We start from the raw sequence: 14,156 nt of genomic DNA, 5'->3' as shown, positions 1-14,156 counted from the left end.
GGTCTGTCATCGGGGTGCGGCCAACTGTTCTGCAATGCAGAAAACTAGTGCCTCGGCCGTTTGACCCGCGGCCCGGGGCCATGCCATCACAACGGCCCTGAACGAGACACGGTTGCGGACGCCGCCCGGCGCGCGAAGGCCGGGCCGCCGGAGGCACGGGGGAGGATCGCGGTGCGCGGCAAGGATCGGGGCGAGCGGCCCGGGGGCGCCTGTCCGGCGCGGGTTCCGGCAGCGGGGAGCGGGCGGTGAGCGACGGTCCCGAGCGCGACCCGGGCGGGCGCCTGCCCGAGATCCTGCGCGGCCGGCTCGCCCTGCCAGTGATCTGCGCCCCGATGTTCATCGTCTCCGCCCCGGAGCTGGTCATCGCCCAGTGCCTGTCCGGGGTTGTCGGCTCCTTCCCCGCGCTGAATGCCCGGCCGGCCGAACTCCTCGACGCGTGGCTCGCGCGGATCACGCAGACGCTCGTGGAGGCCCGCGCCGCCGACCCGTCGCGGAAGATCGCGCCGTTCGCGGTGAACCAGATCGTCCACGCCTCCAACGACCGGCTGGCGCAGGATGTCGAGGCCTGCGTCCGGCACCGGGTGCCGATCATCATCACCTCGCTGCGGGCGCCGGACGCGGTGATCCGCCCGGTCCACGCCTATGGCGGGGTGGTGTTCCACGACGTCACCAATGTCCGCCACGCCGAGAAGGCGCTGGAGGCCGGCGTCGACGGGCTGATCCTGGTCTGCGCCGGGGCGGGCGGGCACGCGGGGACACTGAGCCCCTTCGCCCTGGTGGGCGAGATCCGGCGGTTCTACGACGGGCCGCTGATCCTGTCGGGGGCGATCACCTCGGGCTCCGCGATCCTGGCGGCCCAGGCCATGGGCGCCGACCTCGCCTACATGGGCACCCGCTTCATCGCCACCCGGGAGGCGAACGCGGCGGCGGCCTACAAGGACATGATCGCCGGCAGCGCCGCCGCCGACATCCTCTACACCCCCTACTTCACCGGCGTTCCGGGCAACTACCTGACGCCGAGCATCCGCGCCGCCGGGCTCGATCCCGAGGCCCTGCCGGTGCGCGACAAGACCGCGATGAACTTCGGCAGCGCCAGCGTGAAGGCGTGGCGCGACGTCTGGGGCGCCGGCCAGGGTGTCGGTACCATCGCGGACGCGCCGGCGACCGCCGACCTCGTCGCCCGGCTCGCCCGGGAATACGCGGCGGCGCGGGCGCGGACGGCCGGCAGCTCCGCGGACTACGCCGCAGACTACGTCGCAGACCGCGACGGCGGGACCGTTCCGTGAGCGTCCGCCTCGCCGATCCGGAGCCCGGGATCCGGCTCGTGACGCTCGACCGGCCTGAGCGGCGCAACGCCCTCGACCGGGCGACCTACGCGGGCCTGACCGACGCCCTGGAGGCCGCGGGACGGGACGCGGAGGTGCGCGCCCTGGTCCTCACCGGCGCAGGCGGCTGCTTCACCGCCGGCAACGATCTCAAGGATTTCCAGGACGTCGAGACCGGTGGCGACAGTCCCGGCCTCACCTTCCTCAAGTCCCTGCGCGCCTGCCCGCTCCCGGTCGTGGCCGCCGTGGAGGGCCACGCGGTCGGCATCGGCACGACGCTGCTGCTCCACTGCGACCTCGCCTACGCGGGGGACGGGGCGCGGTTCCGCATGCCCTTCACGGCCCTGGGCCTCAGCCCGGAGGGCGGGTCGAGCTACCTGCTGCCCCTGGTGGCGGGATCGAAGCGCGCGGCCGAGCTGCTGATGCTCGGTGAGCCCTTCACGGCCGCGGACGCCGCCGCGGCCGGCCTGATCAACGCTGCCGTCCCGGCCGGGACGGCCCTGGAGACCGCACTCGCCAAGGCGCGCGCGCTCGCCGCCCTGCCCCGGGTCTCGATCGCCGCCACCAAGCAGGCGCTGCGGCGCGGCCACGACGACAGCGTCGCCCGCGCCCTCGACGCCGAGGCGGAGGTCTTCCACGCCCTCCGCCGCGGTCCGGCGGCGCAGGCGGCCTTCGCGGCGTTCCTGCGCCGATGAGCGGGCGGATGGAGGTGGAGGCCGGCCCGCGCGCCGGATCCGACATCGGGCTCGACACCGCCGAGCCCGACCCGGCCGAGCCCGACGCGGCCGGCGCCGGCGCGAAGGAGGACCGGCACTTCGTCACGGCCCTGGCCCGGGGGCTGTCGGTGCTCGCCTGCTTCGGCCCGGGGCGCACGAGCCTCGCCAACCACGACATCGCGGAGGCCTGCGGCCTGCCGCGCTCCACCGTGTCGCGGCTGACCTACACGCTGACCAAGCTCGGCTACCTGCAGCACATGGCCGAGCTCGGCCGCTACCGGCTCGGCACCGCCACCATCGCGCTGAGCTCGGCCGCCCTGGGCGGCCTCGACGTCCGCGCCATCGCCCGGCCGGTGCTGCGCGCGGTCGCGGAGGCGGCCAACGCCTCGGTCGGCCTCGGGGTGCGGGACCGGCTCAGCATGCGCTACGTCGACTGCCAGCGCGGCCCGGCAGCGATCTCGCTCAACCTCGACACCGGCTCGCGCATCTCGCTGGCCCGCAGCGCCATGGGCCGCGCCTACGTGGCGGTCTGCCCGGACCGGGAGCGCGCGGGCATCTACGAGGACCTGAAGGCGCTGGATCCCGTGGCCTGGCCGGTGCTGCGCGCCGGCCTCGACCGCGCGGTGGAGGAGCACCGGGAACTCGGCTGCTGCACCTCGTTCGGCGAGTGGCAGGAGACGGTCTGCGCCATCGCGGTGGGGTTCCATCCCGGCGGCGGACTGCCGCCCATGTCGGTCAATTGCGGTGCCCCCACCGTCATCACCGACGCGCGCTTCCTCCTGGAGGTGGCGCGCCCGAGACTGATCGACGCCGTGCGCAGCCTCGACGGCGTCATGGGAGCCTGAGGACCATCGCGATGGATGCCGTTGCCGACCTGCCGCTCGCCGGAATCCGCGTCCTCGACCTGTCCCGGGTCCTGGCCGGGCCCTGGTGCGCGCAGGTGCTGGGCGATCTCGGCGCCGACGTGATCAAGGTCGAGCACCCGGAGCGCGGCGACGACACCCGCGACTGGGGCGTGCCGACGAGCCCCGGCAACACCTCGTATTTCGACAGCGTGAACCGCAACAAGCGCTCGATCGGCGTCGACCTCGCCACGCCGGAAGGGCTGGCGATTGTCAAGGCGCTCGCCCGCGAGAGCGACGTGCTCGTCCAGAACTTCAAGACCGGCGGGGCCGAGAAGCTCGGCCTCGGCTACGCGGACCTGTCGGCGGAGAATTCCGGCCTGATCTACTGCTCGATCGCCGGCTACAGCTCCGACGGCTCCGAGGCCGGCCGGCCCGGCTACGACCTCGTTGTCCAGGGCGAATCCGGCGTGATGGCGCTCAACGGCGAGGCCGGGGGACCGCCCCTCAAGTTCGGGGTCGCGGCGGTCGACCTGTTCACCGGCCAGTTCGCCGCCCAGGCGGTGCTGGCCGCCCTGTACCAGCGGGAGCGGACCGGGCGCGGCCGGACCGTCGACCTCGCCCTGTTCGATTGCGGCGTGGCGCTGACCTCCTATTACGGCCTGGAGGCGCTCGCCCGGGGGATCGATCCGCCCCGCTACGGCAACGCCCACCCGTCGATCGTGCCCTACGGGGTGTTCGAGGCCGGCGACGGGCCGGTGGTGATCACGGTCGGCAACAACGGGCAGTACCGCCGCTTCTGCGAGCAGGTGCTGGAGCGGCCGGACTGGGTCGCCGACCCGCGCTTCGCCACCAACCTCGACCGGTCGCGCAACCGCGCCGCCTTCATCCCCGTGCTCGAGGCCGAGCTCGCCAAGTGGGAGCGCGCGCCGCTGATCGCGCGGCTGAGGGCGGCGGGCATCCCCTGCGGCGAGGTGATGGGCCTGCGCGAGGCGCTCACCTGCGACCGCGCCCGGGAGGCCGGGCTGGTGGTCGCGGCACCGGAGGCGGCCTCCGCGACCGCCCACGTCATCGCCCCGCCCTACCGGCTCGACGGCCGCCGGCTGCCGGTGCGCCGCATGCCGCCCGGCCTCGGGGATTCGAGCGCCGAGATCCTGGCCGAGCACCTGGACTACCCCGAGGCCGCGCGCGACGCCCTGCGGGCCAAGGGCGTGGTCCGCTAGGCGGCCGCCGCCCGCCGGCGCGCGCCCCGGGCTAGCGCAGCACGCCCTCGGCGAGGGCCCGCTGGATGCCCCGGACATCCGCGCCCTTCTTCAGGGTCCGCTGGATCGGCTCCGCCGCCCCCGAGACCCAGATCTTCAACTCGGCGTCGAGGTCGAACGTGCCGGCGGTCTCGACCGAGAAACGCACGATCGCGCGGTACGGCACCGACAGGAACTCGACCTTGCTGCCGGTCACGCCCTGGACGTCGATCAGGATGACGCGGCGCTCGGTGAACACGAACACGTCCCGGATGATCTTGAAGGCGAGCCGCGCCGTCTCGCCCTCGATCAGGATGCCGTCGAGCCGGCGCTCCAGGGAGGCCGCGTCGACGGCCGAGCCGTGTCCGAGCAATCCGTCCAGTAGGCCCATGGCCGCTCATCTCGTGCTGGTCCGCGTCGATGCCGAGGATGGCGCCTGAGCGCCGCCGCGGCAACCGCCCGCCGTCAGGCACAGGTCGAGGCGTCCGACGGCCCTTCGGGCCGGCACCGGGCGTCGAAGCTTCGCGCGAGCTCGGCGAGGCTGACGGAACCGAGCCGCGCGACCAGGAGCGCCTCGGCCTCGCGCAGCGTGTCCTCGACCGCCGCGTTGACGACCTTCTCGACCGCGCAGGCCGGGTTCGCGCGATCGCTGCCGATCGCGAAGATGCGGGGGCCGCCGACCGCGCGGTGGACGTCGAGCAGCGAGACCGCGTTCAGATCCGCCGCGATGGACCATCCGCCGCCGTGCCCCTTCTCGGATTTCACGTAGCCCGCGTTCCGGAGCCCGGCCATCGTCCGCCGGACGACCACCGGGTTCGTCCCGAGCATCCGCCCGATCGCCTCGGACGTCATCGGTCCGTCGTGGCGGGCCATGTGAAGCAGCACATGGAGCGTCCGGGAAAGGCGGCTGTCGGTGCGCACCCGCCGATCCATCACACCGGGCCCGGGATTGGCAACCGTGCCCAATCACGATACTTATTAAGTTACGTGATGGAGCGGAGCCCGAGCGGTGCGCGAGTTCGAGAACCCCGATCGGTGGGACAAGGTCGCCGAGCACTACGCGACGACCGCCCACCCGTTCACCGCGCGCTTTGCGGAGGCTGCGCTCGCGCGCGTGCCGCTGACCGGGCGGAGCCGCGTCCTCGACGTCGCGGCCGGCACCGGTGCCCTGGCGCTGGCCGCGGCGCGGACGGGGGCGCAGGTCCTCGCGGTCGATTTCGCGCCCGGCATGGTCGCGCGCATCGCCGGGGCGGCCCTGCCCAACGTCGACGCGCGGGTCATGGACGGCCAAGCCCTCGACCTGCCCGACGGCGGCTTCGACGCGGTGTTCTCGATCTTCGGGGTGATCATGTTCCCCGACTGGCGGAAGGGCCTCGCCGAGATGGCGCGCGTGACGCGGCCCGGGGGACTGGGCGTCGTGGCGACGTGGCAGGACCAGGGCGCGGCGACGTTCCTGCTGCTCGGCGAGATCCGCCGCCGGCTGTTCCCCGAGCGCGAGAGCCGGGCGATGCCCGACGGGGTGCGGGCGCTCGGCGATCCGGCCGGCTTCACCCGGGAATTGGTCGCGACCGGGTACGCGGCCCCCCGTATCGATCGGGTGACCTTCGACTACGCGCTCGACGTCGCCCTGCTCGACGACCCCGACACGGTGTTCGGCCTGTCGCCGGACTGGGTGGACCTGAGCGCGGACGACCGGGCCGCGGTGGTTGCGGAGGCGCGGCGCATGGCGGCCGGGCGACCCGTCCTGCCGATCCCCTCCACCGCGCTGATCGGCGTCGCGGAGCGCTGAGCGCCGCTTCGCGCGGGGCCCGGCGCCTCAGCGGGTCGCGCGCGCGTCCGCGAGCCGCGCCCGCGCGTCGTCCAGAACCCGGGTCAGGGCTGCGTCCCACGAGACCCGCGGCTGCCAGCCGGTGGCGGCGTGGAGGCGGCCGGCATCGCCCGCGGCCAGGGGGATCTCGGTCGGCCTCACCCGCTCCGGGGCGACGCGGATCTCGAACGGGACCCGGGCCCGGGCGCGCAGGTCCTCGAGGACGCTGGCGATCGTCCGCGGCTGACCCGAGCTGATGTTGAACACGCTCCCGTCCGCCAGCGAGTCCGCCCGGCCGATCAGGTCGGCGTAGGCGTTCGCCACGTCGGCGACGTCGAGGAAGTCGCGGTAGGACGAGAGGTTGCCGACCTCCAGGCAGGGCGGCACGAGGCCGGCCTCGATCCGGGCGATCTGTCCCGCGAAGGAGGCCACGACGAAGCGCTCGTCCTGCCCGGGACCGATATGGTTGAACGGCCGCAGCACGACGAGCTTCACGCCGATGCGGGGCAGCAGGTCGCGGAGCAGTTGCTCGCCGACCCATTTCGACCGGGCGTAGGTGTTGCGCGGCAGGGGCTCGACCGCCTCGCTGAGGGCGTGGCCGGCGAGGAACGCGCTGCCGTAGACCTCGCCGGAACTGACGAAGAAGAAGGTGCAGCCCGGCACCGCCTCCACCGCGGCCACGAGGTTCATCAGGCCGTTGACATTGACCCGCCACGTCTGGCCCGGGCCGCTCGCGGAATCCGCCACCGAGGCGAGGCCCGCCAGGTGCAGGATCGCGGTCGGCCGGAACCGCGCCACGAAGCCGCCGAGCGCGGCCTCGTCGAGGAGGTCGATCGCCGCGTAGGTGACGCCTTCCGGCAGGCGCGGCGACCGCCCCCGCCCGATCCCGGCCACGCAGTCGCCCGCCCGCGCCGCCGACCCCGCCGTCGCCCCCGCCAGGAGCGGCAGGACGTGGCCGCCCACGAAACCGGCCGCCCCGGTGACGAGGACGCGCCGCGGGGCCGGGCCGCCGGACCCGTGGGGAGAGGGCGCGCTCACGGCGCGATCCGGGCGGGGAGCGTCACCTAGCCCGGGTTCCGGGTTCCCCAGCGCACGCCCATGCTGCCCTGCCCGGCCCCCGGCGAGCTGCCGGCATCGGCGCCGATCGCCGGGCCGGAGGCGGTCTTCGGCCGGTGCTGCGAGCCGGCCGCCAGGGGCTGCGACGCCAGCGTGTCGGGCACCTCGGACAGGACTTCCTCGTCGCGATCGGTGGCGAACTGGCCCGCCTTGCGGAAGGTCCAGAGATAGCCCGGCACCACCGCCTCCGCGGCGGTCGGCGTGATCCCGATCCCCTCGAAGGTCCGGCCCTCGGCCTTGGCGGCCTCCGAGACGACGTTGTCGTTCTGGAGCAGCGTGACCTGATCGCGGGTCAGCTTCAGCGAATCCGGCAGCAGGCCGAAGGTCAGCGTGTCGGCGATCTCCAGCATGCGGGCCTGGAGCTTGGCCGCCGGCACGGGCAGGTCCACGACGACCCGCTTCCGCCGGATCGTCTTCAGCATGTAGCGCACGAAATGCTCCAGCGTGCCCACCTCCGGGCCGCCGAGCTCGTAGACCTTGCCGGGCGCCAGAGTGCCGTCGACCGCGCGGGCGATCGCCTCGGCGACGTCGCCCACGAAGGCCGGCTGGAAGCGGGACTGGCCGCCGGCCAGCGGCAGGACCGGGAGCGCCCGGGCGAGGCCGGCGAAGCGGTTGAAGAAGCTGTCACCCGGCCCGAAGATCAGCGAGGGCCGGAACACGACCGCGTCCGGGCAGGCGGCGAAGACCCGCGCCTCGCCCTCCGCCTTGGTGCGCGCGTAGAGCGACGGCGAGGCCGGATCAGCGCCGATCGCCGAGACCTGGATCATCCGGGCGCCCTGGCGCGCCGCGGCGCGGGCGATCGCCTCGGCCCCGTCGACCTGAAGCCGCGCGAAGCTCTGGGAGCCGGTCTCCTGCAGGATGCCGACGAGGTTGATCAGCACGTCCGACCGCTCGGCGGCCCGGGCCACCGAGTCCGGGTAGCGCAGGTTCGCCTGGACGGCGACGATCTGGTTGACCTTCCCGAGCGGCTGCAGGAACAGCGCGAGGTCCGGCCGGCGCACCGCGACGCGGATCCGGTAGCCGCGCTTGGCCAGCGCCCGCACCACGTGCCGGCCCAGGAAGCCGGAGCCGCCGTAGATGGTCACGAGCTGGTCCTGCGGGCGCAGGGGGCCCGGGGCGGCGGCGGAATGCGTCTGCTCGCTGGTGTGCGCCGTCGCGGACGCCGTCGTGTTGTCTTGGCCGCTCATCGCCGTGGTCTCGAGCTCCTCGCGCGCCTCGGGGCGCCGTCAGGCGGCCTACTTAGCCTAACTTCGGCGCGATGGGAGCCGCCGAATGCGCCGCCGCGCCATTCCGGTGAACAGCGCGGGGCGGATGATCGCGGCCGAGGGACCGCGCGCCGGCTCGCGGCAGGCTGATCACGGGGCTGGAACGGGTGCCGCCGCCGTGCATTCTTCCCCACCATACGGCCCTGCCGAATCGCGCGGATGGGACGCGCCGGGGACTTCGATGATTGTAGGGATGCTCGTTTCCGCGGCGATCGCGGTGCTCGGTCTGCTGGTGGCGCTCGGGTACGTCGGCCACCCGATCGACGCGCAACTCGTCAGCAACTACGGCTGGAGCATCCTGATCATCGGCGTCGCGCTGTTCGTGCTGTTCACCTGGGCCCGGTACAGCCGGGCGCGCCGGCGGCGCTCCGTCTGACGCCCGGCCTCAGGCGACCTTGATTCGGCGGCGCATCTCCCGCGCCACGGCCGGGCGCGCGCTCGGCCGGCCGCTCACCGCCCGCGGGGCGCCGACGATGAGGCTCTGGCGCTCGCGCGCGATGAACGCCGTCGGCATCTCGGCCTGGAGGTCGGCCTCCATGTCGCGCAGCGCCGTGTCAGAATGGGCCGGGTGCAGGTGGATGATCCCGAGCGCCTTCACGCCGGCGTTCCGGGCGAGCTCCACGCCCTTCTGCCAGGTCGAGTGCCCCCAGCCCCGGCAGGTCGGATATTCCCCGTCGGTGAACATGCCGTCGTAGACCATCAGGTCGGCGTCGGCGACGAAGGCGGCGAGCTCCGGATCCGGCCACGGGTCGCTGTGCTCGATGTCGCTGATCAGGCACAGGCGTCGGCCGCCGTGCTCGAACCGATAGCCGACCGATCCCTGCGGATGGTTCAGCAGGATCGTGGCGACGCGCGTGCCGTCCGGGAAGGCCAGGGTCTGACCCGCCTCGAAGCCGTGGTGGTGGAAGGTGCAGCACAGCTTGTCGAGCGTAACCGGAAAGAGCGGCGGCGCGAACAGGCGGTCGAGGGTCGGCCCGGCCGATTCGCCGCCGAGGTTGCCGCAATAGGTGTTGATCACCCGGTCGGGATCGAGGACCGCCGGCTTGAAGAAGGGCAGACCCGCGGTGTGGTCGAGATGCAGGTGGCTGAACAGCAGGTCGACTTCCTGGGGCAGATCGGTCCGGTGACCCTGCCCGAGGTTGTAGATGCCCGAGCCCGCGTCGACGATGAACATGCGCTGGCCGCACCGCACCTCGATGCAGGGCGTGCTGCCGCCGAACTCGGCGTATTGCGGGCCGCTGACGGGCGTCGAGCCGCGGACGCCCCAGAAGCGCAGTGCGAGGTCCTGGTCGGCCGCCAGGATGGTCGGCTCGGAACTGTTCGACATGGCGATCACGAATCCGCGGACAGTCGGTCCCGATCACTTATGATCGAAACCCCGTCGCCGTTCCGGGAAGGTAGCTTTGAATACGGCAGGCCGACGGAGCAGGTGTACCGCTCATCCCCTGCCGTATCATGAATTGGTGTGCCGCACGCGGTCGTGATGTGCGTCCGCGCACACGCACGGGCCGCCGCGAAGGGCCTTCGCATGCTCAGAGGGGCTCCGCGGCGGCCAGGAGACCGGCCGGCGACCCGGCCAGAATCGGGCGGCCGGTCGCCGATCCGGCGAGTCCCGCTGCCAGCCAGGACGGGAGTGCGTCGCTGTACCGCGTCGGGAGCGGCGCGACCAGGGCCCCGAACGGGTCGGGCGCCCGCTCGTAGACTGGCACGAACCCCGCCATCTGCCGCGGCGACAGGCCCGATCCGGGCGCGGCCCAGCCGGCCCAGACCGTCTCGGGCACCGGGCGATGGACGCGATGGCCGGGCACGACCACCACCTCCTGCCCGGCGAAGGCCAGGGCCTCCGGCCGGCTGATGTCCCCCACCGCGCCGCCCCGGGCCGTGTAGGCCGCCCAGAACGCGTTCTGCCCGCCGTCGGAATAGGTGGTGCGCACGGCCGGCTCGCCCGCCTCGGCGAGCGCGACCATCCGCGCCTCCTCGACCGCCCGGCGGGTGGTGACGGCCGCCTCGACGGCGGGATCCCGGGCGGGCGCGAAGGCGTACCGGCCCGCGACGACCGAGACCTGCAGCTCCTCCCGGCTGGCCTCGAACCGGTCGGAGCCGGCCTTGAGCTCCCGCCAGAAGGCGATGTTGGGATCGGTCCGGTGGCGGGCCATGTTCTCGGCCGTCATCCGGAACGGGTAGGACTGGAACTGGAAGGCCGCCTGCCCGCCGTTCAGCGCGTCCCGGGCGATGGCGTAGATCTCGCCGACCGTGCCGTTGGTCATGGCGAAGCAGCCCATGGACGAGCAGATCCCGTGCACCATCACGGCGGAGCCGGTGCCGCCATGGGCCCGGTCGTAGGCGTTGGGATAGCCGACGTCGAAGGACAGATAGTAGTGCGAGTTCGGGTTCATCTGGCGCCGGGGCACGGCGTAGAACCCCTCCGGGGTCTGACGGTCGCCGGTCTTGCGCTTGGGCCCGAGCTGGCCGGACCAGCGGCAGATCGGGAAGGTCTTGATGTAGACGTAGCCCGCGGCGCCCTTCTTCCAGACCTCGATCTCCGATTCCTTCTTGTAGGCCCGGAACAGGACCGGCGAGGCGGCCGTCACGCCCTTCTGCGCCATCAGCGCGAGGGTCGCGGCCGGAATCGGCGCCTCGGCCTTGCCCGCCTGCGCAGCGGCCGGGCCTGCGAGGGCCAGCAGAACGAGGCCGGCGGCGAGGGGAAGCGAGGTCGACAGGGGCATGAACCGTCCGCGCTGGATCGGCCGGGATGGCTGCCGGACGGGCGCGGCCTCGCGACCTGACGGAGTATTGCGGCGGCCGTGAGGCTGCGCGTCCGGTCCGCCCGTCGCCCCGCCTGTCGCACCGCCCGTCGCTCCGCGGAGGCGCCCCCTCCCCCGCGGACGGGCACCGCCGCCGGTTCCCCTCAGGCCGCGGGTTCCGGCTCCTGCTCGACATTCGCCGGCACGGGCGCGACGACCGCGCTGTTCTCCACGGCGATCACCGCGTCGAACGGCGCGGCGCACTCGGCGAGGCCCGTCTCGGACAGGAAGACGATGAGGCCGCGCCCGGCCCGCGCCTGCCGCAGCTGGGCGAGACGCTCGCGCGCGCCCTCGGCCTTCCGCTCGTCCATCGCGACCGCCACCACGAGGATGTCAGGGTCGCGGGCGAGGCACCGGCTCAGCTCGATCGCCACCCGCTCGCGGGCGTTGATCGCGCCGTCCGCCAGCGCCCCGGTGCTGGGTTGGATCTCGACCTTGCTGTCGAGGCCGAGGCCGTAGACCGAGGCCTCGAGGCCCTCGTCGGCCAGCACCCGGCGCACGAGCTCGCGCACCCGCGGCTCGGCATTGGCCTCGCCGAGGCTGATCCGGCCGAACAGCAGGTTCTCCTCCAGGCTCGCGGCCGGATTGACCCGCGAGGGATCGTGGAAGACCACCGCGCCGGCGAGGTGGGCCGGCAGCATCCGGGCGAAGGACCGGCGCGCCTGCACGAGGCGCTCCTCGAACGGGCCGTCGATCAGGCCGAAGCGGTGGCGGGACTCGTTGTAGCGCAGCGCGAGGCCGATCAGCCGCGCGCGGTCGCGCTGGCCCGCCGGTCCCCGCCTCAGGCTCGCCGCGCCTGGCAGGCGCGCCACGAGATCCTCGAAATAGCCCCGCTCGGCCGCCTGGAACAGCGAGTAGGCGTCGAACAGGGGGTGGTCGTTGGGCAGGTCGGCGAAGATCTCCACCGTGCTGCGGGCCACCGACAGGCCGATCTCGGTGAGCGGCCGGACCAGCCCCTCGGCTTCCAGGACCGCCCGCAGGTAGGGGTGGCGGGCGAAGCGCAGGGGCGCGAAGGTGCCGCCCACCGGCTCGCCGAACAGGATGTTCTCGCCGATGCTCGCCTGGTTGTTGTAGCGGTCGGGGTCGAAGGGCTCGACGAGGCGCTCGGCGCCCTTGGCGGCCAGCGCCACCCGCATGGTGCGGCGCGCGGCGACGATCGCGGCGGCGAGCCGCGGCTGGGCGGCCGGGTCGAGCCGCCCGGTCAGCCCGCGGGCGTACACGAAGCCGTCGAGGCCGGTGAGCCGGCTGATGCCGATCAGCGCGATGTCGTCGGGCGCGGTCGCCGGATCGGTGCCGTAGAGCAGGTTCTGCCGGAGGGAGCCCTCCATCAGGATCGCCTCGCCCGACGTGAAGGCGATCCGCCGGGCGCGCTCGGCGGCGTCGAAGTCGCGCAGGTCCGTCCCCGCGTAGGTGACGGCGCCGGCCGTCGGCTCGACCTGGCCGGCCAGCACCGCCGCGAGCGCGCGGGCGCCGCTGCCGCGGCTGCCCGTGATCGCCACGTGCCCCGGCATCGACGCGGCCACGTCGACGCCGGTCAGGCGCTCGCCCGTGGCCGGATCGAAGGCGCCGACGCCCTCGGTGGCCAGGATTCCGGACCGAGGCAGCGGCAGGGCGGCGGCGCCGCTGCGGGCGGTCCGGGCCCGCCGCCCCTCAAGGGCCGCGATGGTGCGGGCGAGGTCGCGCAGGCGCGGGCGCACGGACCTGCGGACCATCCAGAGCCGCGCGCAGATCGCCGCGAGCCAGCCGGCGAGGCCGAAGGCGCCCACGGCCGCCACGAGGGCGGCCGGATCCACCGGGGCCGCGGGCGGCTGGCCCGGTCCCGAGCGCCACAGCGCGGTGCCGGCGGCGATCGCCGGAAGGATTACCGCCAGGGCCAGGGCCGGCGCCCGGGCATAGGCCAGCCGCGCCTCGGCGCGCCCGACATTGGCCCGCATCGCGGCGACGCGGGCGGCGATCCGGCGGCGCTCGATGGCCGCCGCGCCGTGGTTGCGCACGGCGGGCAGCCGCCGGACGAGGTCGTTCAGGCTCTCCTCGGCGCGCGCGCTCGAGCGCAGGCGCAGATCGTGCCGGTCGCGCGCGCGCTCGAGCACCAGCCCGTAGGCGAGGCCGATCGCCGCGAGGCCGATCACCGCCGCGGGGACCAGCCGGGGCGCGGCGAGCGCCGCGAAGCCGAGGGCCAGGATCAGGGCCGCGAGGGTCATCGCCGGCAGGACGATGCCGGCGGCCAGCAGGCGGTCGGCCCGGGCCAGCACCTCGCCGACGATCCGGGTGAGGCCGCGCGCCTCGTCCCGCGCGCCCGCGGGGGCGTCGAGGATCGCCTGCAGCACGCCCTCGCGGACGGCGTCCCCGGCCTTGTTCTGCGCCTTGAAGCACAGGCGCGCCACGAACCAGCCGACCCCCGCCAGCGCCAGCGCGCAGACCGCGATGCACAGGAAAGCCGTGAGTTCGAGTTCGGCGGGGCGCATCGGGATGCCGGGGACGAGCACCAATTCCCGGCCCGGGAGCTCCGCCGCCACGCGCAGGAACGGGAGGATCGGCGCCTCGTCGCGCGGCAGGACCGCGATCAGGTCGCGCAGGCACAGGAGCGCGAGCGCGCAGAGCGGCGCGCCGACCCCGACCGCGAGGGCCGCCGCGACGGTGTGCTGCGGCCGCGCGGCGCGCCACGTCAGGAGGAGAGGATCGGATTCCATGCGTCTCCGGACAGCATCGGGCGGGTCCGCCGCGGTCCGCCGCCGTCCGCGGCATAGGCCTTCGGGGCCGCGGCGGAAAGGGCGGCCGGCGCGGCCCGGCCCCGTGCGACATGTCGGCCGGACTGATCCAAGTTCTAGCCCTGGTCTGGAAGCGCTCTAGGTTCGATTCGCTGCACGCGGCGCGATCCGGAGCGTGCCGCGAGGTCCGGTCGCCGCGTCCGCCCGGGCCGCATCGCGTGGGCGTGCCGGCGCAGCCGATCTCGGGCGGGACCAGAGGATGGGGTGACGCGTGCGGCGAGGGGCTGAGCAGACCGAAGGGCACGGCACGGCCGGCTCGACGTCCGGGACGG

At 74.1% G+C, this 14,156-nt stretch carries 13 protein-coding genes; 6 read left to right on the top strand and 7 right to left on the bottom strand.

Translation table 11 applies throughout. The annotated features are described in order from the left end of the window. Positions 1-245: 245 nt before the first annotated feature. Genes ACLBYG_RS21295 through ACLBYG_RS21280 form a run of 4 tightly spaced genes read left to right on the top strand, consistent with a single transcriptional unit; the run spans position 246 to position 4,106 of the window. Entirely contained in the window at positions 246-1,286 is a 1,041-nt protein-coding gene (locus tag ACLBYG_RS21295) for an NAD(P)H-dependent flavin oxidoreductase (protein ID WP_447682760.1), read from the top strand. Continuing rightward, positions 1,283-2,020: an enoyl-CoA hydratase-related protein gene (locus ACLBYG_RS21290; RefSeq protein WP_447682759.1), complete on the top strand. Its 738-nt coding sequence runs from the start codon at positions 1,283-1,285 to the stop codon at positions 2,018-2,020. Before ACLBYG_RS21295 ends, ACLBYG_RS21290 begins: the two co-directional genes overlap by 4 nt. Continuing rightward, positions 2,017-2,886: an IclR family transcriptional regulator gene (locus ACLBYG_RS21285; RefSeq protein ID WP_447682758.1), complete on the top strand. Its 870-nt coding sequence runs from the start codon at positions 2,017-2,019 to the stop codon at positions 2,884-2,886. The genes ACLBYG_RS21290 and ACLBYG_RS21285 overlap by 4 nt, the downstream gene beginning before the upstream one ends. A gap of 11 nt (positions 2,887-2,897) precedes the next feature. After that, a complete protein-coding gene (locus tag ACLBYG_RS21280) occupies positions 2,898-4,106 on the top strand; it encodes a CaiB/BaiF CoA transferase family protein (protein ID WP_447682757.1) in 1,209 nt (402 codons plus the stop codon). 31 nt (positions 4,107-4,137) lie between these two features. Here the strand turns inward: ACLBYG_RS21280 and ACLBYG_RS21275 are convergent, their stop codons facing one another. Next, positions 4,138-4,515 carry a PH domain-containing protein gene (locus ACLBYG_RS21275; protein ID WP_020092393.1) on the bottom strand — a complete coding sequence of 126 codons (378 nt, stop codon included), beginning with the start codon at positions 4,513-4,515 and terminating at the stop codon, positions 4,138-4,140. Between the two features lie 74 nt (positions 4,516-4,589). Continuing rightward, on the bottom strand, positions 4,590-5,045 hold the full coding sequence (locus ACLBYG_RS21270; protein WP_210186896.1) for an Rrf2 family transcriptional regulator: 456 nt from the start codon (positions 5,043-5,045) through the stop codon (positions 4,590-4,592). A gap of 88 nt (positions 5,046-5,133) precedes the next feature. Between ACLBYG_RS21270 and ACLBYG_RS21265 the strand changes: the two genes are divergently transcribed. Then, complete coding sequence (locus ACLBYG_RS21265) at positions 5,134-5,913, top strand: class I SAM-dependent methyltransferase (protein WP_447682756.1); 780 nt, start codon at positions 5,134-5,136, stop codon at positions 5,911-5,913. A gap of 27 nt (positions 5,914-5,940) precedes the next feature. Here ACLBYG_RS21265 and ACLBYG_RS21260 read toward each other — a convergent pair whose 3' ends face one another. Beyond that, the gene (locus ACLBYG_RS21260) at positions 5,941-6,969 is read right to left on the bottom strand and encodes an NAD-dependent epimerase/dehydratase family protein (RefSeq protein ID WP_447682755.1); all 1,029 of its coding nucleotides are present in this window, start codon (positions 6,967-6,969) and stop codon (positions 5,941-5,943) included. A gap of 26 nt (positions 6,970-6,995) precedes the next feature. Further along, on the bottom strand, positions 6,996-8,234 hold the full coding sequence (locus tag ACLBYG_RS21255) for a complex I NDUFA9 subunit family protein (protein WP_020092389.1): 1,239 nt from the start codon (positions 8,232-8,234) through the stop codon (positions 6,996-6,998). A gap of 271 nt (positions 8,235-8,505) precedes the next feature. On the opposite strand from ACLBYG_RS21255, the gene ACLBYG_RS21250 reads away from it, so the two are divergent. Continuing rightward, entirely contained in the window at positions 8,506-8,688 is a 183-nt protein-coding gene (locus ACLBYG_RS21250) for a hypothetical protein (protein ID WP_447682754.1), read from the top strand. A 9-nt stretch (positions 8,689-8,697) separates the two neighbouring features. Here ACLBYG_RS21250 and ACLBYG_RS21245 read toward each other — a convergent pair whose 3' ends face one another. The 3 genes from ACLBYG_RS21245 to ACLBYG_RS21235 all read right to left on the bottom strand — a co-directional run bounded on the left by ACLBYG_RS21245 (position 8,698) and on the right by ACLBYG_RS21235 (position 13,806). Then, positions 8,698-9,639 (bottom strand): MBL fold metallo-hydrolase, encoded by a 942-nt coding sequence (locus ACLBYG_RS21245; RefSeq protein ID WP_020092387.1) that lies wholly within the window; start codon positions 9,637-9,639, stop codon positions 8,698-8,700. 205 nt (positions 9,640-9,844) lie between these two features. Next, positions 9,845-11,038 carry a L,D-transpeptidase family protein gene (locus tag ACLBYG_RS21240; RefSeq protein WP_447682753.1) on the bottom strand — a complete coding sequence of 398 codons (1,194 nt, stop codon included), beginning with the start codon at positions 11,036-11,038 and terminating at the stop codon, positions 9,845-9,847. A 182-nt stretch (positions 11,039-11,220) separates the two neighbouring features. Further along, complete coding sequence (locus ACLBYG_RS21235; RefSeq protein ID WP_447682752.1) at positions 11,221-13,806, bottom strand: ABC transporter ATP-binding protein; 2,586 nt, start codon at positions 13,804-13,806, stop codon at positions 11,221-11,223. Positions 13,807-14,156 lie beyond the last annotated feature (350 nt).

The sequence above is a fragment of the Methylobacterium sp. D53M genome (genome assembly GCF_053345625.1).
Note: the sequence above shows the minus strand (reverse complement) of the source record. Positions and strands in the feature narration are given on the sequence as shown.